Consider the following 21,023-nt stretch of genomic DNA (forward strand, 5'->3'; position numbering starts at 1 on the left):
TAGCTCAATAAAAAGCCCCGCTTTCGGTTACCGAAAGCGGGGCTTTTTTGTGGGCGATGGTTTTAGCTCATCATCCCTTTCACCAAGCGTTCCTGTTCGATCAGCTCACGCTGGCGCGCGTCGATACGCGAGGACAGTGGGAAGTTGTTGCCGGCCCGGCGCTTGGCAAAGTCCAATTGCTGAATGGCCTGCTTGAAGTCACCCACCAAAGCAAAGTACTCGGCGCGCGCCTGATGCAGACCAATGATATTGCCGGACAGGCCGCGAGTCTCTGCCACCTGGTACCACACATCCGGATCATCGGGGCGCGACTTGAGCAACCCGTCCAATGCCTTTTCAGCATCGGCCGTACGGTTCTGCTTGAGCAGCACATCTATGCGAATCTGATTCAGCGGATAGCTGCCGGGGTACTGGGCCAGCATCCGATCAGTACGTTGCTGGGCATCCGGCAGGCGGTTGCTGTCGATATCCAACTCGATCTGCGCCAGGTTGTAGGTAATGTCGTTGGGCGCCTTGGCCAGCAGCGGCTGCAAGCTTTCCCGCGCCTCTTTGAACTGGGTACCCTTGATCTGCGCGATGGCCAGGCCATAACGCGCTATATCGTTTTTCGGGTTCTCGTCCAATTGCGCCTGGAAGCGCTTGGCGGCCAGCCCCGGCGTGTCTTCGTATTGCAGCTGCACCCGTGCGCGAATCAGTTGGTAGCGCAAGCTGTCTTCCTTGCCGCCCTGCTTGGCTTGTTCGGCACGGTTGCGGGTGTCGGCGATCCGCGACTCGGTCACCGGGTGAGTCAGCAAAAACTCCGGTGGCTTGGCATCGAAACGGTATTGGCGCATCAGGCGTTCGAACATCGTCGGCATGGAGCGTGGGTCGTAACCGGCTTTTTCCAGGTTGAGGATGCCGATACGGTCAGCCTCTTGTTCGTTCTGGCGCGAAAACCTGCGCTGTTCCTGGATAGCTGCCGCCTGGCTGCCCGCAATCGCGGCAATGCCAGCATCACCTGCACCCGCTGCCGCCGCGATAATGCCGCCGAGCAGGGCGGCCATCATCGGAATCTGCATGCGCGACTGCGCTTCCACACCTCGCGCGAAGTGACGTTGGGACAGGTGAGCCAATTCGTGAGCGAGTACCGAGGCATATTCGCCTTCAGTCTGAGCATTCAGGAACAATCCGCCGTTAACCCCTACAATCCCGCCGGGTGCGGCAAAGGCGTTGAGTTGCGGGCTGTCGATGAGGATGAACTCCAGGCGTCGGTCATTCACCTGGCTGGTCTCCACCAGCTTGTACACGCTGGTTTCGACGTAATCCTTGAGCTGCGGGTCATTGAGTTGCGAGACCTGGCCTCGCAGGTAGGCCAGCCATGCGCGGCCCAGTTGGAATTCCTGTTGCGGCGAGACAATGGCAGAACTGGCGTCGCCGAGTGACGGCAGGTCGTCAGCGAAGGCCGGAGAGGCCAGCAGGCAAGCCAGCGTCAGCAGGGTAGGGCGCAAAAAAGTCATGCACAAAGCCTTTCGACAAAGAGCTTACTGTAGCCGGACACTGAGCTTCGGACCAGATATTCTAAGCACTCCAAACGCATGCCCGGAGCAAACCGATGACCAACGCTGTAGCCTTTGACGCCGAACTCGATGCCAGTGGCCTCAATTGCCCGCTGCCCCTGCTCAAGGCCAAGCTGGAACTCAACCGCTTGGCCAGCGGTGCCGTGCTCAAGGTGATCGCCACGGACGCAGGCTCCCAGCGCGATTTTCGCACCTTTGCCAAGCTGGCCGGGCACACCCTGCTGCACGAAGAAGATGCCGCCGGTGTGTACCGTTACTGGTTGCGCAAGGCCTGAACTGTTCGCCCCCACCGCCCGAGGTTGATTGATGTTCAAAGTGTTACGAGACTGGATTCAGCGCTATTTTTCCGATGAAGAAGCGGTGGTGCTGGCCGTCCTGCTATTCCTGGCTTTTACCGCCGTGCTCACCTTGGGCGGCATGCTGGCGCCAGTATTGGCGGGTATGGTGCTGGCCTACCTGATGCAAGGTTTGGTCACTACCCTGGAACGTCTGCGTTTGCCCGGCGGTGTGGCGGTAGGGCTGGTCTTTGCCCTGTTCATGGGGCTGTTGGTGGTGTTTATCGTCGTGGTGCTGCCATTGCTGTGGCATCAGTTGATCACCTTGTTCAACGAGTTGCCGGGCATGCTCGCCAAGTGGCAATCGCTGTTGCTGCTGTTGCCGGAGCGTTATCCACACCTGGTATCGGACGAGCAGGTGTTGCAGGCCATTGAAGTGGCGCGCGGCGAGATCGGAAAGTTCGGACAATGGGCGCTGACTTTTTCCCTGTCCAGCCTGCCGCTCCTGGTCAACATCATGATCTACCTGGTGCTGGTGCCGATCCTGGTGTTTTTCTTCCTCAAAGACCGCGCAATGATCGGCCGCTGGGTCAGCGGCTACCTGCCGCGTGAACGGGCGCTGATCACCCGAGTGGCCGAGGAAATGAACCGGCAGATTGCCAACTATATTCGCGGCAAGGTCATTGAGATTGTGATCTGTGGCGGCGTCACCTACATCGCGTTTGTCGCGCTCGGGCTGAACTACGCGGCGCTGCTCGCCTTGCTGGTGGGTGTATCGGTGGTAGTGCCGTATGTGGGCGCGGTGGTGGTGACCGTGCCGGTGATGTTGATCGCGTTGTTCCAGTGGGGCTGGAGCGACCAGTTCATCTACCTGATGGCGGTGTACGGGATTATCCAGACCCTGGATGGCAACGTGCTGGTGCCGCTGCTGTTCTCGGAGGCCGTCAACCTGCACCCGGTGGCGATTATCTGCGCGGTGCTGTTGTTTGGAGGGCTGTGGGGGTTTTGGGGCGTGTTCTTTGCAATCCCGCTGGCGACGCTGTTCAAGGCCGTACTGGATGCGTGGCCGCGGCAAGAGCCGGTGGTTGCACCTTTGTTGTAGCAGCAACCTTATTGTGGCGAGGGGGCTTGCTCCCTTTGGGTTGCATAGCGGCCCCGTAAAAGCCGGAGCGCTTCGCACTCCAGCGCGAGCAAGCTCGCTCGCCACAACAAGCTCGCTCGCCACAGCAGGGTCAAGCTTTATTCAATGCCTGTGCCGCCGCCAACACCGCATCCACATGGCCCGGCACTTTCACACCTCGCCATTCCTGACGCAGCACGCCATCCCTGTCGATCAGGAACGTGCTGCGGTCCACGCCCAGGTATTCCTTGCCATACAGCTTCTTCAGCTTGATCACATCAAACAGCTGGCAAACCGCTTCGTCCTTGTCGCAGATCAGCTCGAAGGGGAATTCCTGCTTGGCCTTGAAGTTCTCGTGGGACTTCACGCTGTCTCGCGACAAGCCAAACACTTCGGTATTGGCAGCCTTGAACGCGGCGTACTGGTCACGAAAACCCTGACCCTCGGTGGTGCAACCCGGGGTGCTGTCCTTTGGGTAGAAGTAGATCACCACTTGCTTGCCCTTGAGGGCTGCAAGGCTGAACGTCTGGCCGCTGGTGGCCTGGGCTTCGAAATCGGCCACGGGTTTGTCGATGGCTACCGGCATAGGTACTTCCTTACATTGGGTTCTGTGGGCGCCATGGCTCGATCAGTGCGTCGAGGTTCAGGGCATCGGCGAAATCCAGGAATTGGTCACGCAGCCAACTGATCTGCACGCCGGCCGGCAAGGTCACGGTGAACGTGGCGTTGAGCATGGTGCCGCCTGTTTGCGGGGCCTGGTAGGTGTCGCAGGTCAGGTTTTCCAGCTCGACGTTGTGGTCGATGAAAAACTGGCACAGCTCATTGACGATGTCCGAGCGGTAGGCCGAGCTGACATACGCTACATAAGGCAGGGCCTGCGGGCGGTTTTCCAGGGCGGCGCTGCGCACGACGTTGACGGTGAAGTTGTGCTTCTTGGCCAGGCCCGGCAGGCCGGTTTCGAGGCGCGCCAGGGCGTCCCAGCTGCCGGAGATCTGCAGCACCAACGCGCTGCACTCGCCGTGGCGGGTGAGGCGGGAGGTCACGACGGCGCAGCGGTTCTCATGGCTGGCGCGGCACAGGACGTTGGTCAGCTCCATGGGGTTGGCGCCGAGGGCACTGATAACAAGGAATTGTTCGCGAACTGTGGGGGTGGACATGCAGCCTTCCTAAAGCGATGAGCGGTCGATACCGTGTGGGCCGTATCGATCAAAGGATGAAGGGTAGCGAAAACCATCGCCAAGGGCTAGGAGGTGGCGTTTTCATTACGCGATCGGTCTGATTTCAGCGTGCTTCAAGCCGCGCTTTGGCCCAATGATGGCATTGCCCGTCGTTTAGTTACCCCAGAACGCATCCTCAGGCGGTACTTCGCTTGTACAAGCATCTTGGCGCCAGTACCATTACGGCTCTCTTTTTCCGGCAGGAGCGGTTGCATGATTGCGGGCAGTATGGTGGCACTGGTCACACCCATGGATGCACAAGGTCATCTCGACTGGGACAGCCTTGGCAAACTGGTGGACTTCCACCTGCAAGAAGGCACCAACGCCATCGTGGCGGTCGGCACCACAGGTGAATCGGCCACCCTTGATGTGGAAGAACACATCCAGGTCATCGAGTTCGTGGTCAAGCGCGTGGCGGGCCGCATTGCCGTAATCGCCGGCACAGGCGCCAACTCGACGCGTGAAGCGATCGAGCTGACCAAGAACGCCAAGAAAGCCGGCGCCGATGCCTGCCTGCTGGTAACCCCGTACTACAACAAGCCGACCCAGGAAGGCTTGTACCAGCACTTCAAGGCCATCGCCGAAGCCGTCGACATCCCGCAGATCCTCTACAACGTTCCTGGCCGCACGGCCTGTGACATGAAGGCCGAGACCGTGATCCGCCTGTCCACCGTGCCGAACATTATCGGCATCAAGGAAGCTACCGGCGACCTGCAGCGCGCCAAGGACATCCTGGCCGGCGTGAGCAGCGACTTCCTGGTGTATTCCGGTGACGACGCCACGGCGGTCGAGCTGATCCTGCTGGGCGGCAAAGGCAACATCTCGGTGACCGCCAACGTCGCGCCACGCGCCATGAGCGACATGTGCGCCGCCGCCATCGCCGGTGACGCCGTAAAAGCCCGTGCGATCCATGAGCAACTGATGCCGCTCAACAAGACACTGTTTATTGAATCCAACCCTATTCCCGTGAAATGGGCGCTGTTTGAGATGGGCTTGATGCCGGACGGTATCCGTCTGCCGCTCACCCGGCTCAGCGAAGCCTGTCACGAACCGCTGCGACAGGCCCTGCGCCAGTCCGGCGTCCTGGTTTAATTGAGGAAGCACTACGCATGAAGCGATTGGCCGGACTTTCCGCACTTGCCTTGATTATCTCCAGCACCAGTGGCTGCGGTTGGGTATGGGGCCCGGAAGGCTACTTCCGTGACCGCGGCAGCGATTACCTGGAAGCCCAAGCAACCAAACCGATGCAACTTCCGCCGGACGTCAACGTCGCCAAGCGCCTTGACCCGTTGTTGCCGATTCCGCGCAACGTCGCCGATGACACCACCAAGGGCGAGTACGTAGTGCCACGCCCGCAGCCGATCTCGGCCGTGGCGGACACCAGCGACTACAGCCTGCAAAAGAGCGGCGACAACCGCTGGATCATGGCCCAACGCCCACCGGCTGAAGTCTGGCCAGTGGCGGTGCAGTTCTTCCAGGACAACGGTTTCAGCATTGATCAACAACGCCCGCAAACCGGTGAGTTCACCACGGCATGGCAGCACGGCAGCGAACTGTCCGCCAGCATGGCCAAGCGCCTGCAGGCGAGCGGTGTAGCGCCCGACAGCGAAGCCCGTGTGCGTGTGCGCATCGAGCCAGGCGTGCAGCGCAATACCAGTGAAGTCTACGTGGTGAGCGCCGAGCGTCCTGCCGGCAGCACTGCCAACGTCGATTTCACCCCGCGTTCGGTCAACATGGGCGTAGACGCCGCGTTGGTCGACGAGATGCTGGCCAGCATGAGCCGTATCTCCGAGAAGGGCGGTTCGGTTTCCCTGCTCGCCGCCGGTAACTTCGACACGCCTAACCGTGTCAGCCTCACCGAAGACGGCAGCGGCAACGTGGTGCTCACCCTGGGTGAAGACCTCGACCGTGCCTGGGCCAGTGTTGGCCGTGCGTTGGAGCAAGGTCCATGGCGCGTTGAAGACATCAACCGCAGCCTGGGCCTGTACTACATCAACGTAGCGGAAAAGGCCGAGAAGAAAGACGACGAGCCAGGTTTCTTCGGCAAGTTGTTTGGCAGCAAGCCGACCAAGGAAGAGATCGAAACCCGTGCCGAGCGTTACCAGGTTCGTTTGAGCAAGGTGGGCGAGAGCGTGCAAGTGACCGTCGAGAAGAACATCAACACCGTTGCGCCGGCTGAAACAGCGCGCAAAGTGTTGGGCGTGATTCAGGACAACCTGGGCTGACCCGATGCGTTTTGCCGTTCTCGGCAGCGGTAGCCAAGGGAACGGCACGCTGGTCGCACATGACGACACGTATGTGCTGGTGGATTGTGGTTTCTCGTTAAAAGAAACCGAGCGGCGCCTGCTGCGCCTGGGGGTTCACCCCTCGCAGCTGAGCGCAATTGTGGTGACCCACGAACATGCCGACCACGTGCATGGCGTGGGTTTGCTGTCTCGGCGCTACAATCTTCCGGTGTACCTGAGTCGCGGCACCTTGCGCGGGATGCGCAAACCCATAGAACCCGCAGGCTTCCTGGCCGGTGGCGAGACGCTGCAGGTCGGTGCGTTGAGCATCGACGTAGTTGCCGTAGCGCACGACGCCCAGGAACCGACGCAGTATGTATTCAGTGGCGGTCAGCGGCGTTTCGGCGTGCTCACCGACCTGGGCTCCTACTGCTCCAAGGTGCTGGACGGTTACCGTGACCTCGATGCCTTGATGATCGAGTCCAACCACTGCCGCGACCTGCTGGCACGTGGTCATTACCCCTACTTTCTCAAGCAGCGGGTAGGCGGCGAGCTGGGACATTTGAACAACCACCAGGCGGCGTACCTGGTGTATGAGTTGGGCTGGCAAGACTTGCAACACCTGGTCCTGGCCCACCTGAGCAGCAAGAACAACCTGCCTGCGCTTGCGCGGCAATGTTTTGTCGACACCCTCGGGTGCGACCCGGACTGGCTGCAACTGGCCGATCAAGATTCAGGGCTCGACTGGCGACACATCGCCTAGCCCACCATTTAGCAAGCGGAGCCCATCATGGAAAAACGTGAAGAACTCTACCGCGGCAAAGCCAAGTCGGTATACAAGACCGACGACGCCAACCGCCTGATCCTGCTGTTTCGCAACGACACCTCGGCGTTCGACGGCAAGCGCATCGAACAGCTTGATCGCAAAGGCATGGTGAACAACAAGTTCAACGCCTTCATCATGCAAAAACTCGAAGCGGCCGGCATTCCGACCCAATTCGACAAACTGCTGGGCGACAACGAGTGCCTGGTCAAGAAGCTCGACATGATCCCGGTTGAATGCGTCGTGCGTAACTACGCCGCCGGCAGCCTGGTCAAGCGTTTGGGCGTGGAAGAGGGCCTCAAGCTCAACCCTTACACGTTTGAACTGTTCCTGAAGGACGACGCCAAGGGCGACCCGTTCATCAACGAATCCCACGTCGTGGCATTCGGCTGGGGCACCGCTGAGCAACTGGTACGCATGAAAGAGTTGTCCCTCAAGGTCAACGACGTGCTGAGCAAGCTGTTCGACGACGCAGGCCTGCTGCTGGTCGACTTCAAACTCGAGTTCGGCGTGTTCCACGACGGCACCATCGTCCTGGGCGACGAATTCAGCCCGGACGGCTGCCGCCTGTGGGACAAAGCCACCAAGAAAAAGATGGACAAAGACCGCTTCCGCCAAGGCCTCGGTGACGTCATCGAAGCCTACGAAGAAGTCGCCAACCGTCTCGGCGTACCGCTGTAACCGACGCAAGCATCTGATAGCACGGAAAAAAATCGCTTTTTTGGTTTGCTTTCGCGAAACACACTGTTATGATGCGCGCCGTTGGAGAGATGCCAGAGTGGCCGAATGGGACGGATTCGAAATCCGTTGTACCTTCACCGGTACCTAGGGTTCGAATCCCTATCTCTCCGCCATTATTGAATAACGAAAAACCCCCGATAACTTAATTGTTGTTGGGGGTTTTTTGTTTGGGGCAGAAATGTCGAGGCGATTTCTGCTACGGTCATTCATCAGATGACACGTGGAGCGCAACATGAACGTTGAGCAAGTGTTGGCTCACTTATTGGCCGGTATTCCTGATCTGATCGCGGTTTATGTCTTTGGCAGTCAGGCGACAGGCGAGGCACATGCTGACAGCGATCTGGACTTGGCAGTGCTTGTTGCGGGCTCTGTGGATCCGCTGCTGTTGTGGCGGTTAGCTGGAGAGCTTGCTGACATTGTGGCGGTGCCCGTTGATTTACTCGACCTGCGGGCGGCGTCCACCGTCATGCAATATCAAGTCATAACAACAGGGCGCAGGCTCTGGAACAAGGACAGCCAAGCAGGTATTTTCGAGAGTTACATCCTCAGCGAAAAAACCGAGCTGGACACTGCAAGGGCAGGGTTGCTGGCCGATATCCAGAAGGAAGGGAAAGTGCATGGTCGATGATGTGCTCATCAACAAAGCGTCGAGCATTGAGCGTTGTGTCGCTCGCGCTCGCGAGGAATACGACAAGAACCCCACCAGTTTCGCTACTGATTTCACCCGTCAGGATGCGGCGATTCTTAATATTCAGCGTGCGTGTGAGGCCGCTCTGGATATGGGGCAGCATCTAATTCGACGTGAACGACTGGGTGTTCCTCAGGGTGCTCGAGACGTGTTTGAGTTGCTGTCACGAGGCGGTTGGGTCCAATCGTCTCTGCTGACCAACCTGAAAAACATGGTCGGTTTCCGCAATATCGCAGTGCATGAGTATCAAACGCTTCAGTTGCCGATCACTGTTGCAATCATCACTCAGCATTTAGGTGATTTTCTGGCATTTAGCGCATTTATCCTGACTAAGGATGCAGGGCAGTCAGCGGTTGTCGCAGATACTGGGTTCATTTGAACGAGCTTGACTTGGTCCCCCTGGGCTTTCTGTCCAAGCGCAATATTGCGAAGGATGTCAGATCTACTGCTAGCTCAAACGCTCGCCCGCTTTCCGATAAGCCTGCTCACGCTCCCGTTTATCAATGGCCACCACCACCACGGTGATTTCCAGATCGATCACCTGATAAACCAGCCTGTAACCGCTGCTACGTAGCTTGATTTTGTAGCAGTCGGGCAGGTCATGCAGGCGATTGGCTTCAATACGTGGGTTGTTCAGGATGGCCACCAGCTTCTTCTTGAGCTGCTGACGAATGGTGTCGCCGAGCTTTTGCCACTCCTTCAATGCACGCGCATCGAAATCAAGGCTATAGGTCATCTATAGAAACCTTTACCCGTTGAGGCGATGCCAATCGTTCCCGGACGGTGGCCATCAACGCTTCATCTTCCTCAGTCATCAGAACGGGCTTGAAAGGTAGCTGGCCGCGATCCGCCACGTATTGCAGGGCCTGGCGCATCAGTTCGGAAGGCGTAACGCCGAGCTTTTCCAGTTCGAGATAGGCGCGCGCTTTCAGGTCGTCATCGATACGGATGCTTATAGTCGCCATGGGAAAAATCCTCGTGTAATGACGTTGGTCATTACATTGGATCAAGAGGGGCTTATTGGCAAGCCTGTCGGGATGTATGGCGTTCGCATACTCCCTTGTTAGCGCGTCACAATGTCCATGTGTCATAGAGGCTCCTCAGCACACCAGCGATCTTTTTTAGGCTAGCCCAGGGGCTTGGGTACACAAGCTTCATTTTGGGAACACTCATTACTGAGCATTTCCAAAAGCGTGATTCCCGGTGGCATTGGCTCTGCAGCTATCATGGGCCTCGCGCAATTGATCGAGAATGCTCAGGCATTGGTCGACGCTGCACTTGAGCGTCATGCCCAACGGATAAACCAGGCAACTATCCCTCTACCCCTGAAACAAAAAAAGCCTGCCGAGCTCAATGCTCAGCAGGCTTTTTAGTGGTTAACGAGTCGTATCAGCCAGGCTGCGCCGCCAAGCTATTACTCACATTACGCCCCAACACCAGTACGGTCACAAATCCAAGCCCCACCAGCGCCGTGGCCAGGCTCAAGAGCATTGCGCTGCCCATTTGGTCCACGATCCGGCCGCCAAAGAATGAACCCAGGGCGATGATCACTTGGAACAGGGCAACGAACAGCGGCATGCCGCGTTCGACGTCTTTCGGTGCGACCACAAACATCCAGATACTCGCGCAGGCCGGGAAGGCGCCGAAGGCGAAGCCCCAGAGTGCGATCAGCATCGCGGCGCCGGTCATGCCGGTGGCGAAGTGAGGGAACAGCGCGGTGCTGGTGCCGATCATCAGCGCGACCAGCAGCAGGGTGTGACGTACGCTGCGGTTGGCGGCGAAACCGGCAAAGACGTTGCCCATCACGCCGGCCACGCCATACAGCAGCAACAGAGAGCCGATGGTCGGTCCGTCGAAGCCGGAACTGTTTTTGAAGAACGGCGCGACATAGGTGTAGGCAGCAAAGTGCGCCAGGCCGATCAGCAGCACGGCGATCAAGCCGACCCGCGCTTGTGGGTTGATAAACAAGGCCGGCAGGTCACGGATCTGGATGGCCTTTTCCGGGGTGAGTCGCGGCAGCAGGAACACCTGCGCCAGCAGCACCGGCACGCCGACAATCGCGGTCACCAGGAAGGTCATGCGCCAGCCCATCAGGCCACTGAGCCAGGTGCCGACGGGTACGCCCAGCACGGTGGCCAGGGTCACGCCCATCATGATGATCGAGGTAGCCTTCGCTACGCCTACGCCCTTGGGCGCCAAGCGGCCGCTGAGGGCAATGGCCGTGGCCCAGAAGCCGCCGATGCTGATGCCGAGCAGGACACGGCCGAACAGCAGCAGGCTGAAGTCGCTGGCGTAGGCCACTACCGTGTTGGCGATGATCATGATCAGCGTCAGGCCGATCAGCAGGTAACGACGGTCCATGCCGCCAATGATCACCGACAGCAACGGCGCGGCGAGGGCGGCCATGATGCCGGGCAGGGTCACCATCAGGCCGGCGTGACCGGCACTGATGCCCAGGTCGCTGGCGACGTCATTGAGCACGCCCACCGGTAGAAACTCACTGGTTACCAGGGCGAAAGCGCCTACGGCGACCGAGAGAATCGCCAGCCACTGCTGTTTGACACTTTGTTGATTATGTTCGGGACGGCCGCTGTGGGCCTGGCTGGGGCTTGGCATAGTGTCGGTTCCAGAAGGAATGTCGCCTGAAGCCAGGCGAAGGGGAGGGAAAGTGGAGGCGATTATAGGAACCGGTGCTGGCAATCACACAGGCGCTCGTTTCGATAATAACCATCAGTGCAATCGATTCGACGCTCTGGGACGGCCTTGATGGTCGGTGAGCCAGCCTGCTATGGCAAGTAGCCTTGTGGCGAGCAGGCTTTTTGTGGCGAGCAGGCTTGCCCTGCGTTGGGCTGCGTAGCGGCCCTAAAACCTGCCACCGTGATCCCCCCCTGACACTCGGCGCCTGGGATGGGGCGGCTTCGCCGCCCAACGCAGGGCAAGCCTGCTCGCCACAACAAGCCTGCTTGCTACATCAAGGACAACAGGCCTGCTTGCCACAGTGACAGTGTTTAGGGTTGAGCGGCGGTCTCTGCGGTCGTATTTGTACTCTGCGCGGTCATCTGGTCATGGAGTTTGCGGGCAACGCCCAAACGCGAGAGCTTGGTCAAAATACAGAAGACCGCACATATCGACAGGCAGGCAATGAACAGCAAAAAGCCTTTTTGCTCTTTCAACCCGGTTTTTACATTTTCACCATAAGTGGGCGAAAGAAATAGCGTGCAAATGGTATTGATGGTGCTTTCCGAGAAGTCCTCGTTATAGAACTTTTCCAGTGCCGTTGGTGATTTGCACTCGTCCACAGACAGCGTTTCGCTGGGCCAGAAGTGGAATTTGGCGTTGTTTTCCGACAGATAGAAAGACGGCACATCCGTGGCTTTTTTCAAGGACACCATCAGGTAGCTGGAGTCGGCCAATGGCGGCGTGATGCTGATAATCGCCAGGAAAAAGGCGCCCAACCCCAAAAACCAATTACGCTTGAAGGGGGTGATCATTGCCTCTTTAAGCGATAACTGAGTGAAGTCTTTCCAGTCAATGTACTTTCTGATCCTGGCCACATCGTTGTAACTGAAGTTGTTATCAGTGATCCACTTATCCGCCTGCCGCGCGTGTTCCAGGTTTTGCGCGGGGATATTGAATTCGAACCGATAATATTCAACTTCGCGCAGGTCTTTGCGGGTGGCTTCATATTTTGGGTTTTCAAACGTGGTCGAGCCACCGAAGAACCGCCACATCAAGTCACGCAGAAAAATCAGCGAGCCTGAGCGCGAGTAGATATATAAAACCAGCGCACATATTGCCAGGCCACTGAGCAGCCCGACGATGGCGGCATAGTTTTGAAACGTCCATGTGACGATATTATCGTTGAGTACAGGTTGGGACATGCAGGGTCATCCTTGAAGGGTTATTAGAGCGGCGCGTCAGCGAAGTTGTTGTGACTGGCCGGGCGAAAATCTAATAAAAACAAGACGACTTTTCAAACATTATCATTGCGTTGAACTTCGAACTGGGCGGGTACTACAAAACGCTGGAATCTTTCTTACGTGGTTTAAAAACAAAGGCTACAGCCAGTTCGTTGCGAACGGATATTTAACTCACTATCTTCTGACTACGAGACGTTCACTCGTAGGCTTTCCCCTCAAACGCAAAGGAAATGCACCATGAGCAAAAACACCAAAAAGACCTCCAGCACCCTGGCGACGTTGGCCGCCGAAACCTTGAATAATCCAAACGCCTCGGCCATAGCCAAGAGCCTGGCTGCGTCGGCGCTGTCCCAGACCGGTACTGATAAGCAGACGAGTGCACACATGGAGGAAAAGGCCGGCAAAGCCCTTCAAAGCGATAAATGCAGTGAGGAAACCAAGTCCTTGGCGGCCTCAGTCCTGTCCCAAGCCAACAAAGAGCGGGGAAACTGAGTCATAAAAACCGCATAAAAACGCCCCGTCGTTGAATCAGCGACGGGGCTTCTTGGTTTCCCGATCAGCAAAAATTATTTGCCCCCCACCGAATAACTTTCGCCACTGCGGTGTTCACTTCACAGACCACCCAGGAAACGCCTATGAACACAGCATCCGACCGCTACGACCGCCTGACCCGCAGCTTCCACTGGCTGACCGCCGCCGTGGTGATCTTCATGTTTGCCAGTGCGCATATCTGGGAAAACCTGGAGAAGGGCACACCGCTGCGCAAGGGCCTGCAAGCGCTGCATATCTCTTTAGGTATCGTCATGGCGCTGTTGATTGCCGCGCGGATTGTGTGGCGTATGTTCGGCGGCAATCGGCCCAAGGCCGACAGTCACCCGGCGCTTAACCTGCTGGCGAAATTGGCGCATGGTTGCCTGTACCTGTTGCTGGTGTCGCAGATTGTGTTGGGCTTCCTGTTTCGCTGGGCTCAAGGTGAGCCCTTCAATTTTTTCGGACTGTTTGCCGTGCCCGCGCCTTTTGTGATCGATCATGCCTGGCGGGGCACCTTGGGCGGCCTGCATAACAATGTGGCCTGGGCGATCATCCTGCTGGCGGGCGTGCATGCCATAGCTGCGCTCTGGCATCACTACGTGCTGGGCGACAGCACCTTGCGCCGGATGTTGCCGGGCGCACGCAATGCGCATTAACAGTGATGTTTCCTCCCTATCATTACGGAGTAAGACAACCATGAAGGCTCGCCACGAACACCCTGTCACCTACCGCACCGCGCTGGTCTTCGGCGCTTGCCTGGCCGCCGCTTTGCTCGCAGGCCAGGCCCACGCCTCCGGCGATGAGTCGGCCCCGCCCAAGCCCAACTGCCCCAAGGGCCAGGTCTGGGACACCAAGACCGGCAAGTGCGTGCTGCAAACCAGCAAGGCCACCTCCGACGCCGACCGCACCGATTACGCCTACCGCCTGGCCAAGGACGGGCGCTTTGATGAGGCGCTGGCCTTGCTCGACACTCTGCAAAATCCCAACACCGCCAAGGCCCTCAACTATCGCGGCTACGCCACGCGCAAGCTGGGGCGCACCGATGAGGGCATCGGTTATTACCTCAAGTCGGTTGCACTCGACCCCAACTACGCACAGGTTCGCGAGTACCTGGGCGAGGCCTATGTGATCAAGGGCCGGGTCGACCTGGCGCAAGAGCAACTGGTGAAAATCAAAGCCTTGTGCAGTACCACCTGCGAAGAATACGAAGACCTGGCCGCAGCCATCGCCGCAGCGCCACAGGCTTGAACGCCGTGAACCTGTCCGCAGGAGGCAGCCATCGTTCGGGACGCTGAGTTTCGCCGCGAGTTGGGCCAATTGTTGCCACGCTTGTGGCGATACGGTTGGGTGTTGTCGCGGCAAAAGCACCTGGCCGAAGATCTGGTGCAAGCCACCTGCGTAAGGGCCTTGGAGCGTGCCGGGCAATTCGTGGCCGGCACGCGCCTGGATCGCTGGTTGCTGGCGATCATGCACTCGATCTGGCTCAACGAACTGCGCTCGCAACGGGTGCGCCAAGGGCAGGGGTTTGTTGATGCCGAGCAGGTGCTGTCGTTTGATGGCGAGCGCCAGGCGCAGGAACAGATACTGGCCGCACAAGTGATCAAGCGCGTTAACGGTTTGCCCGAAGCGCAGCGCGAAACCGTGTTTCTGGCGTATGTCGAAGGGCTTTCATACAAGGAAATTGCCGAAATCCTGCAGATACCTATCGGCACGGTGATGAGCCGGTTGGCGGCCGCCCGCATTAAGCTGGCCGAAGCCGCCTCCCCAACAGCCCGGCAGGATAAAGCCAACGGAGAACGGCGATGAGCCACACTGACACACCGTCCGATGAGCAGTTATCGGCTTATCTGGATGGCGAACTGAGCGCAGACCAACATCAACGGATCGCCGACCAGGCCAGCGCTGACCCGGCGCTTGCCGCACGCCTGGACGCATTGCGCTGCGCTGACTTGCCGTTCAAGGCCGCCTTCGACACGGTGCTGGAACACGCCCCGACTGAACGCCTGCACGCAATGCTCAACGCCTTGCCACCGGCGCCGCCCCAAGCCTGGAGCCGGCGGCGTTTTCTTGCCGTGGCTGCGAGTTTCGCAGTAGCTGGCGTGGCGGCCGATCGCCTGTTCTTGGGGTGGCAACGTACTGAACCCGGCCAAGGCTGGCGGGCCTCGGTGGCCGAATACATGGCCTTGTATACGCCCCAGACCCTGGAAAACCTCAGCCTCGACCCGGCCTCCCACACGGCCCAGTTGACCGCCGTGGGCGCACTACTGGGCGTGTCGTTATCGCCTGAGTCCGTGAGCCTGCCTGGCGCCGAATTCCGACGGGCGCAGATCCTCGACTATGACGGCGTGTTGATCGGTCAACTCACCTACCTCGACCCACGCCACGGGCCTTTGGCACTGTGCATCACCGCCAGTAAAAAGGGCATGCAGCCGTTGGCCAGCGAACAGCGCCGAGGCCTGAACGTGGTGTATTGGGCCAACCCTGCGCATGCTTTTATGCTGATTGGGAGAAACCCGGTTGAGGATTTGCAGCACATGGCCATTGGTGTCGAGAGCCGCTTGCCGGCCTGACCTCGGTGAGTCGTCGTCCGCAGCGCGTCGCCGTGCTCGACACCGACCTGCACCACGGTCAAGGTTTCCAGGAGATTTTCTACGAGCGGGACGACGTGCTGTATGTGTCCATCCACGGCGCCCGTGAAGCCGTGTTCTTCGACAAGCTCGAACTGGCCCTGCGGCGCTGAAGGACTTTTCGGCGGATGCGCTGGTGTTGTCCCTGGGCTTTGAAATTTGCGAGCTGGACCCGCAAAGCAAAGTCGCGGTGACGCGCGTCTGGCGAGAGGTGGTGTCGCGATAGAAGATGTCCTGTTGATTTTATGACAGGTTCGCGAGCATTCAAATTGGCCCGTACTGCAAAATTTTTTAAGGCGACAGCGTGCGAGTCTCAGGCGTCAACTCCAACACCCGATTCCTCCCGCCTTCCGCCAGCAGATAAGTGCCTCGATTCGTCGGCACAATTGACTGCGGCGCCTTCAGGAACGACAAAATCGTCTGTTGCCGCCCCTGTTTATCAATGAGCAGCAATCTTGCTCGGTGCGTCGAATCTTCATTCACCCACAGCCCGCGCTCATCGCACATCAAGAACGTGGGTTTGTTCAAGCCTGCCAGCACCACCGGATCGCTGCCGTCGTCGGTCAGTTCGCGCACCACGCCTTTTTTCTTTTCGGTGTAGAGCATTCGGCCGTCGGTGCAACGGGTGATGGACTCGCCTTCGTGCAGCTTGTCGCGTATGACAGTCAGCGATTGGTCACTCCAGCGGTAACGCAAAAGTCGCCCGTTGTCTTTGCGGTCTTCGATGGCGTAGAGGTCGTCGCCCTCGACCCACAGGCCTTGCACGTTTTCGCCGCGAAACAACTCGGTCACCACGCCGTCCTTGAGAAAGCTGACCGGGGCGTCGCCGGTTTCCTGGCTGAACACCCAACCGCCATGGGTGGCGAACATGCCATCGGGCTTGGACAGGCTGCCCACCACCACGTCACGTCGCCCGTCGGGATGGATACGCACGATGCTGCCTTTGGCGTCATTGAGTTCCTGGCTGATCATCAGCGAGCCATCCGGCATGGGCATCAATGAGGCGGCTTTGGGCACGTCACTGTGCACGGTTTGCACGCTCCAGCCGGTCGCCGCGCTGACGGGGTAGAAGCTTTGCCAGGCGAAAAAGCCCAGGGTCGCAACAGCCAGCAAGCCGGTCAGGCTTAACACCCAGCGCAAAGGTCGGCGCGGGTTTGGGGTGTCAGTCATTTTTTCTTCCTTGTTTTTGGGCACGCCATCGGTGGGCGTGAGGCCTGCTCTCACCCGTGATTCTGAAATTGAGCGGCGTAATCCTGGCCGCCGTAAAACACGCCCAGGATCGACACGGTTTCAGTCTCGGCGGCCACGCTGAATGCGATGGCGGTGGTGTGCCGGTAATGGGTGATGCGCAAGGCAGGCAGCAGGTCGTTACGGCATTTACCGCGCAATGGAAACACACTGAGGCTGTCGCAGTAGCTGATGATGTTGTCGATAAAACGTGCTGCAGCATCGGGGGCTTCGGTTTTGCTGATGTAGTCTTCAAGGGCGTCCAGTTGGGCTAACGCCTCAGGCGCAAAGGCTACCGTATAGCTCACGGTTTTTCTGTACCGGTTCGCTGGCGTTTGGCTGCCATGTGTTCGCGAACCTGCTCGGTGGAGAGCGCTCGGCCAGGGGCTGCCTCGAGAGCGGCGGCGGCGGGGATCACCTGGTCGCGCAACCAGTCTTCCATGGCGCGATCACGGGCCATCAGCGCCCTGAGGCCGTCGCGTATCACTTCACTTTCGCTCGCATATTCACCGGAGGTGACCTTGGCTTTGACCAGGGCGGCCATCTCGAGTGGCAAGGTAATGCTCATTTGCTGGGTTGAGCGCATGTCGAAGCCTGCGGACAGTGGGTAGGATTCAATCCTACTCGACCATTGGCGTGTTGCAAGGAGCAACTGACCGATGTCGGTATCCGGCGTCTCATCGTCGATCCAAAATAGGTAGGGGTTCTGGCAGGTTTCCATGAGCGTTTCTCTCTCCTGTTGAGTAACTCAGGCTGCAAGTATTGACGCTTTTCAGCGACTGCGTGGCGCCACTCAGCCAATAACGCACTGATATGTATGACTTCATATTTGTAGCAAGGTTATTAACGCCAACCGTCCCTGCACGCATGGCGCCTTACCACCGGCCATACGATAATGCCCCCCAAATCGACCACACTGGCCCATCCCCCGTGATCATCAACTTCGACCTCAACGACCTCCAAGCCTTCCGCGCCGTGGTAGACAAGGGCAGTTTTCGCGGCGCCGCCGAGGCCATCCGCATCTCACAGCCAGCCCTGAGCCGGCGTATCGAAAAACTTGAATCGGCCCTCGACGTCAAGCTGTTCGAGCGCACCACCCGGCGGGTCAGCCTGACCATGGTCGGGCGCGCGTTTCTGCCTCAGGTGGAGCGCATTCTCGACGACCTCGACATCGCCTTGATGGGTATCAGTAACGTCGCCTCCACGCGCATGGGCAACGTGACCATCGCCTGCGTGCCGTCCACCGCGTATTACTTCATGCCCCACGTGATCTCCGAATTTCACAAGCTATACCCGAAGATTCGCCTGCGTGTGCTGGATGCCAGCGCCGGTGAGGTGTGCAATGCGGTGGAAAGCGGTGAGGCGGATTTCGGCGTGAGTTTCAGCGGCAGCCTGGCCGATGAAGTGGAGTTCGAGTTGCTGTTCCAGGAGCGCTATGTGCTGGCCTGCCGCCGTGACCATGAGTTGGCCGAACGCGACAGCGTAAGCTGGGCCGAAGCCTACGAGCACGACTACATCACCGTCGACAAAACGTCGGGCAACCGCTTCCTGCTGGACCAGGCTTTGCGCGGCGTGCGGGTGAAAAAGCCGAGTATCTGCGAGACCCACCACGTGACCACCATGATCGGGCTGGTGGAGGCGGGGCTGGGCGTGGCGATGGTACCGTCGATTGCGATGCCGGCGTGCGAACACCCGATTCTGGTGAGTGTGCCGCTGATCGAGCCGCAGGTGATGCGCCATGTGGGCTTGATAAAACGCCGCGGGCGGACATTGCCGCCAGCGGCGCTGGAGTTGGAGCGGTTGGTGCGCGAGATGCCGTTTCGGTCAGTGTGAAACCGAGTCCAGGCCGGTGGATTGCACCACCGGTTGCGCTTCGGGCGAGGCCAGGAACTGCAGCAACGCCTTGGCCTGGGCCGGGTGTTCGGCGTTGACCGGAATGCCCGCCGCAAAGCGCGTAACCGACTGCACGTCTTCCGGGATCTTGCCCACGTAGGTCACGCCCGGCACCGGCAACAATTCCGCCACTTGCTGCAGGCCCACCTCGTAATCACCCTTGGCGACCACTGACGCCACCGGGATGCGTTCGATCATGCTGCCCTTGGCGGGCATGCCGAGCTTCTTGAACAGCTCCTTCTCGACATACACACCGCTGGCGCTGTCCGAATACGCCACGGACTTGGCCTGGCTCAGCACTGCCTTCAGCTCGGCATCGGTGCCGATCGCAGGTTTGGCTGCGCCGGCTTTGACCACCAGGCCGATGCGCGAATCCGCCAGTTCCACACGGGACGCCGGGTCGACCTTGCCTTGTTTGATCAAGTCATCCAGGGCATAGCCGACCATGATCACCACATCGGCGTGTTCGCCACGGGCCAGGCGGTTGGGGATCGCCTCCGGCGCCTTGCCCATCGACGGGCCGAGGATGGTGTCCAGGGTGTCGCCGCTGTGCTCGGCATATTGCGGGCCGAGCAGTTTATAGGCGGCGGTGAAACCGCCGGAGGTCATCACCTTGAGCTGTTCGGCCTGGGCCGTCAGCGCCAGGGCGCCGAGGGCCAGGGCCGTCAGGGTTTTCAATAGCGTCTTCATTACACCGCCCCCTGCATGACTTGGCCACGCGTGTTGGCACGTCGGTACAGCGCCAGGGTCGAGCACAGCGCGCACAACGCGGCAAACATCATCCAATAGGCCGGCGAGGCTTTGTCGCCAGTGATGTGAATGAACCACGTGGAGATCGCCGGCGTGAAGCCACCGAAGATCGCCGTTGCCAGGCTATAGGCCAGGGAGAAGCCCGCCACACGCACTTCCACCGGCATGATTTCGGTCAGCGCCGGGATCATCGCGCCGTTGTACATGCCGTACAGGAACGAGAACCACAGCAGGGTTTCGAGCATATGCGCAAAGCTTGGCGCACTGACCACGAACGACAGCGCCGGGTAGGCAGTGATCACGGTCAGGGCGGTCATTGCGACCAGCACCGGCTTGCGGCCAAAGCGGTCACTCAGGGTGCCGCCGATCGGCAGCCAGACAAAGTTCGACACGGCCACCAGCAAGGTCACCAGCAGGGCGTCGGAGGTGCTCAGTTGCAGCACGGTCTTGCCGAAGGTCGGCGCGTATACCGTGATCAAGTAGAACGCGGTGGTGGTCATGGCCACCATCAGCATGCCGCCGATCACCACACTCCAGTTTTTCACCAGGGTCGCCAGCACTTCGCGCATGGTCGGGCGATGCTTGCGGTTGGCGAACTCTTCGGTTTCCTGCAAGTTGCGACGCAGCACGAAGATGAACGGGATGATCACGCAGCCGAGGGCGAACGGAATGCGCCAGCCCCAATCGGCAACGACCGAGGGTTCCATCCACACATTCAGGCCGTAGCCCAGTGCGGCGGCCACTACGATGGAGATCTGTTGGCTGCCCGACTGCCAACTGGTGTAGAAGCCTTTGCGGCCTGGCGTAGCCATTTCAGACAGGTAAACCGACACACCGCCCAGTTCTGCGCCAGCCGAGAAGCCTTGCAGCAGGCGGCCCAGCAGCACCAGCAACGGCGCCCACAGGCCAATGGTCTGGTACCCCGGCACGAGCACGATCAGCAACGTACCGCTGGCCATGATCGACAGGGTCACGATCAAGCCTTTGCGACGACCGACGTCATCGATATAGGCACCCAGGATAATCGCGCCCAGGGGCCGCATCAGGAAGCCCGCACCGAACACGGCGAAGGTCATCATTAATGACGCAAACTCATTAGCGGCGGGGAAGAACGCGGCAGCGATATAGGTGGCGTAGAAGCCGAACAGAAAGAAGTCGAACTGTTCGAGGAAGTTGCCCGAAGTAACGCGGAATACCGCACCAACTTTCGAGCGGGCAGAGTCGGGCCGGGAAGGGCTAGTCATGGTTTTGTGTCTCCAGCGTTCTTTTTAAAGTGCTTGTTTCGCTTAAGACCGCGGATAGTGGCTGACACATTTAGAAATGATAAGTGAGTAATTTGGATGCATTGATGCGTTTTGGCTATCAATCAGCAGGTCCGCCAAAATCTCACTGCTGTTCTATGCTTCAGAAGTGACCAATTTCTTATGGAA

Annotated in this window: 26 protein-coding genes, 1 tRNA gene and 1 pseudogene; 16 read left to right on the forward strand and 12 right to left on the reverse strand. The window is 59.0% G+C overall.

Going from position 1 to position 21,023, the window contains the following annotated elements:
• Nucleotides 1-62: 62 nt before the first annotated feature.
• On the reverse strand, nucleotides 63-1,496 hold the full coding sequence (locus HBO41_RS06405) for a M48 family metalloprotease (RefSeq protein WP_017137332.1): 1,434 nt from the start codon (nucleotides 1,494-1,496) through the stop codon (nucleotides 63-65).
• Between the two features lie 95 nt (nucleotides 1,497-1,591).
• Between HBO41_RS06405 and HBO41_RS06410 the strand changes: the two genes are divergently transcribed.
• Nucleotides 1,592-1,831: a sulfurtransferase TusA family protein gene (locus HBO41_RS06410; RefSeq protein ID WP_017137333.1), complete on the forward strand. Its 240-nt coding sequence runs from the start codon at nucleotides 1,592-1,594 to the stop codon at nucleotides 1,829-1,831.
• Between the two features lie 31 nt (nucleotides 1,832-1,862).
• Nucleotides 1,863-2,933, forward strand: a complete 1,071-nt coding sequence (locus HBO41_RS06415) for an AI-2E family transporter (RefSeq protein ID WP_017137334.1) — start codon at nucleotides 1,863-1,865, stop codon at nucleotides 2,931-2,933.
• A 130-nt stretch (nucleotides 2,934-3,063) separates the two neighbouring features.
• Here HBO41_RS06415 and HBO41_RS06420 read toward each other — a convergent pair whose 3' ends face one another.
• Entirely contained in the window at nucleotides 3,064-3,537 is a 474-nt protein-coding gene (locus HBO41_RS06420) for a peroxiredoxin (RefSeq protein ID WP_169985512.1), read from the reverse strand.
• 10 nt (nucleotides 3,538-3,547) lie between these two features.
• Nucleotides 3,548-4,108 (reverse strand): glycine cleavage system protein R, encoded by a 561-nt coding sequence (locus HBO41_RS06425; RefSeq protein WP_017137336.1) that lies wholly within the window; start codon nucleotides 4,106-4,108, stop codon nucleotides 3,548-3,550.
• Nucleotides 4,109-4,381: 273 nt separating this feature from the next.
• Between HBO41_RS06425 and dapA the strand changes: the two genes are divergently transcribed.
• From dapA to hepT, 7 genes are all read left to right on the forward strand, one after another.
• Complete coding sequence (gene dapA, locus HBO41_RS06430) at nucleotides 4,382-5,260, forward strand: 4-hydroxy-tetrahydrodipicolinate synthase (RefSeq protein WP_017137337.1); 879 nt, start codon at nucleotides 4,382-4,384, stop codon at nucleotides 5,258-5,260.
• Between the two features lie 17 nt (nucleotides 5,261-5,277).
• The gene (gene bamC / locus HBO41_RS06435) at nucleotides 5,278-6,393 is read left to right on the forward strand and encodes an outer membrane protein assembly factor BamC (protein WP_017137338.1); all 1,116 of its coding nucleotides are present in this window, start codon (nucleotides 5,278-5,280) and stop codon (nucleotides 6,391-6,393) included.
• 4 nt (nucleotides 6,394-6,397) lie between these two features.
• Nucleotides 6,398-7,156: an MBL fold metallo-hydrolase gene (locus HBO41_RS06440; protein WP_169985514.1), complete on the forward strand. Its 759-nt coding sequence runs from the start codon at nucleotides 6,398-6,400 to the stop codon at nucleotides 7,154-7,156.
• A 27-nt stretch (nucleotides 7,157-7,183) separates the two neighbouring features.
• Nucleotides 7,184-7,897 (forward strand): phosphoribosylaminoimidazolesuccinocarboxamide synthase, encoded by a 714-nt coding sequence (gene purC / locus HBO41_RS06445; RefSeq protein ID WP_017137340.1) that lies wholly within the window; start codon nucleotides 7,184-7,186, stop codon nucleotides 7,895-7,897.
• Nucleotides 7,898-7,980: 83 nt separating this feature from the next.
• Nucleotides 7,981-8,070 (forward strand) — tRNA-Ser (locus HBO41_RS06450).
• Between the two features lie 119 nt (nucleotides 8,071-8,189).
• Complete coding sequence (gene mntA, locus HBO41_RS06455) at nucleotides 8,190-8,585, forward strand: type VII toxin-antitoxin system MntA family adenylyltransferase antitoxin (protein ID WP_017137341.1); 396 nt, start codon at nucleotides 8,190-8,192, stop codon at nucleotides 8,583-8,585.
• Complete coding sequence (gene hepT / locus HBO41_RS06460; RefSeq protein WP_017137342.1) at nucleotides 8,575-9,024, forward strand: type VII toxin-antitoxin system HepT family RNase toxin; 450 nt, start codon at nucleotides 8,575-8,577, stop codon at nucleotides 9,022-9,024. The genes mntA and hepT overlap by 11 nt, the downstream gene beginning before the upstream one ends.
• A gap of 69 nt (nucleotides 9,025-9,093) precedes the next feature.
• Here the strand turns inward: hepT and HBO41_RS06465 are convergent, their stop codons facing one another.
• From HBO41_RS06465 to HBO41_RS06480, 4 genes are all read right to left on the reverse strand, one after another.
• Complete coding sequence (locus HBO41_RS06465; protein ID WP_169985516.1) at nucleotides 9,094-9,381, reverse strand: type II toxin-antitoxin system RelE/ParE family toxin; 288 nt, start codon at nucleotides 9,379-9,381, stop codon at nucleotides 9,094-9,096.
• Nucleotides 9,371-9,610 carry a type II toxin-antitoxin system RelB/DinJ family antitoxin gene (locus tag HBO41_RS06470; protein ID WP_026013721.1) on the reverse strand — a complete coding sequence of 80 codons (240 nt, stop codon included), beginning with the start codon at nucleotides 9,608-9,610 and terminating at the stop codon, nucleotides 9,371-9,373. Before HBO41_RS06470 ends, HBO41_RS06465 begins: the two co-directional genes overlap by 11 nt.
• Before the next feature lie 424 nt (nucleotides 9,611-10,034).
• Nucleotides 10,035-11,261 (reverse strand): MFS transporter, encoded by a 1,227-nt coding sequence (locus HBO41_RS06475; protein WP_017137346.1) that lies wholly within the window; start codon nucleotides 11,259-11,261, stop codon nucleotides 10,035-10,037.
• Between the two features lie 392 nt (nucleotides 11,262-11,653).
• A complete protein-coding gene (locus HBO41_RS06480) occupies nucleotides 11,654-12,526 on the reverse strand; it encodes a DUF6216 family protein (protein WP_017137347.1) in 873 nt (290 codons plus the stop codon).
• A 276-nt stretch (nucleotides 12,527-12,802) separates the two neighbouring features.
• Between HBO41_RS06480 and HBO41_RS06485 the strand changes: the two genes are divergently transcribed.
• The 6 genes and pseudogenes from HBO41_RS06485 to HBO41_RS29665 all read left to right on the forward strand — a co-directional run.
• Entirely contained in the window at nucleotides 12,803-13,057 is a 255-nt protein-coding gene (locus HBO41_RS06485) for a hypothetical protein (protein ID WP_169985518.1), read from the forward strand.
• A 143-nt stretch (nucleotides 13,058-13,200) separates the two neighbouring features.
• Nucleotides 13,201-13,752 (forward strand): cytochrome b, encoded by a 552-nt coding sequence (locus HBO41_RS06490; protein ID WP_169985520.1) that lies wholly within the window; start codon nucleotides 13,201-13,203, stop codon nucleotides 13,750-13,752.
• 40 nt (nucleotides 13,753-13,792) lie between these two features.
• Nucleotides 13,793-14,344: a tetratricopeptide repeat protein gene (locus tag HBO41_RS06495; protein WP_017137350.1), complete on the forward strand. Its 552-nt coding sequence runs from the start codon at nucleotides 13,793-13,795 to the stop codon at nucleotides 14,342-14,344.
• 60 nt (nucleotides 14,345-14,404) lie between these two features.
• Nucleotides 14,405-14,902: an RNA polymerase sigma factor gene (locus HBO41_RS06500; RefSeq protein WP_017137351.1), complete on the forward strand. Its 498-nt coding sequence runs from the start codon at nucleotides 14,405-14,407 to the stop codon at nucleotides 14,900-14,902.
• On the forward strand, nucleotides 14,899-15,666 hold the full coding sequence (locus tag HBO41_RS06505; RefSeq protein WP_099548646.1) for an anti-sigma factor: 768 nt from the start codon (nucleotides 14,899-14,901) through the stop codon (nucleotides 15,664-15,666). Before HBO41_RS06500 ends, HBO41_RS06505 begins: the two co-directional genes overlap by 4 nt.
• Nucleotides 15,667-15,686: 20 nt before the next feature.
• Nucleotides 15,687-15,922 (forward strand): annotated as a pseudogene (locus HBO41_RS29665) (histone deacetylase family protein); the annotation flags it as partial.
• A 92-nt stretch (nucleotides 15,923-16,014) separates the two neighbouring features.
• Here HBO41_RS29665 and HBO41_RS06515 read toward each other — a convergent pair.
• Genes HBO41_RS06515 through HBO41_RS06525 form a run of 3 tightly spaced genes read right to left on the reverse strand, consistent with a single transcriptional unit; the run spans nucleotide 16,015 to nucleotide 17,536 of the window.
• Complete coding sequence (locus HBO41_RS06515; protein ID WP_017137354.1) at nucleotides 16,015-16,893, reverse strand: hypothetical protein; 879 nt, start codon at nucleotides 16,891-16,893, stop codon at nucleotides 16,015-16,017.
• A 50-nt stretch (nucleotides 16,894-16,943) separates the two neighbouring features.
• Nucleotides 16,944-17,258, reverse strand: coding sequence for a type II toxin-antitoxin system RelE/ParE family toxin (locus tag HBO41_RS06520; protein ID WP_099548647.1), 315 nt, complete (start codon nucleotides 17,256-17,258; stop codon nucleotides 16,944-16,946).
• Entirely contained in the window at nucleotides 17,255-17,536 is a 282-nt protein-coding gene (locus tag HBO41_RS06525) for a type II toxin-antitoxin system ParD family antitoxin (RefSeq protein ID WP_026013723.1), read from the reverse strand. Before HBO41_RS06525 ends, HBO41_RS06520 begins: the two co-directional genes overlap by 4 nt.
• 344 nt (nucleotides 17,537-17,880) lie before the next feature.
• Between HBO41_RS06525 and HBO41_RS06530 the strand changes: the two genes are divergently transcribed.
• A complete protein-coding gene (locus tag HBO41_RS06530; RefSeq protein ID WP_017137357.1) occupies nucleotides 17,881-18,783 on the forward strand; it encodes a LysR family transcriptional regulator in 903 nt (300 codons plus the stop codon).
• Here HBO41_RS06530 and HBO41_RS06535 read toward each other — a convergent pair.
• Together HBO41_RS06535 and HBO41_RS06540 are read right to left on the reverse strand one after the other, a co-directional pair.
• Nucleotides 18,775-19,533: a substrate-binding domain-containing protein gene (locus tag HBO41_RS06535; RefSeq protein WP_017137358.1), complete on the reverse strand. Its 759-nt coding sequence runs from the start codon at nucleotides 19,531-19,533 to the stop codon at nucleotides 18,775-18,777. The two genes, HBO41_RS06530 and HBO41_RS06535, sit on opposite strands and share 9 nt — an antisense overlap.
• Nucleotides 19,533-20,837, reverse strand: coding sequence for an MFS transporter (locus HBO41_RS06540; RefSeq protein ID WP_017137359.1), 1,305 nt, complete (start codon nucleotides 20,835-20,837; stop codon nucleotides 19,533-19,535). Before HBO41_RS06540 ends, HBO41_RS06535 begins: the two co-directional genes overlap by 1 nt.
• Between the last annotated feature and the right edge of the window lie 186 nt (nucleotides 20,838-21,023).

This window comes from Pseudomonas sp. WS 5146, assembly GCF_012985495.1.
GTDB classification, from domain to species: Bacteria; Pseudomonadota; Gammaproteobacteria; order Pseudomonadales; family Pseudomonadaceae; genus Aquipseudomonas; species Aquipseudomonas edaphica.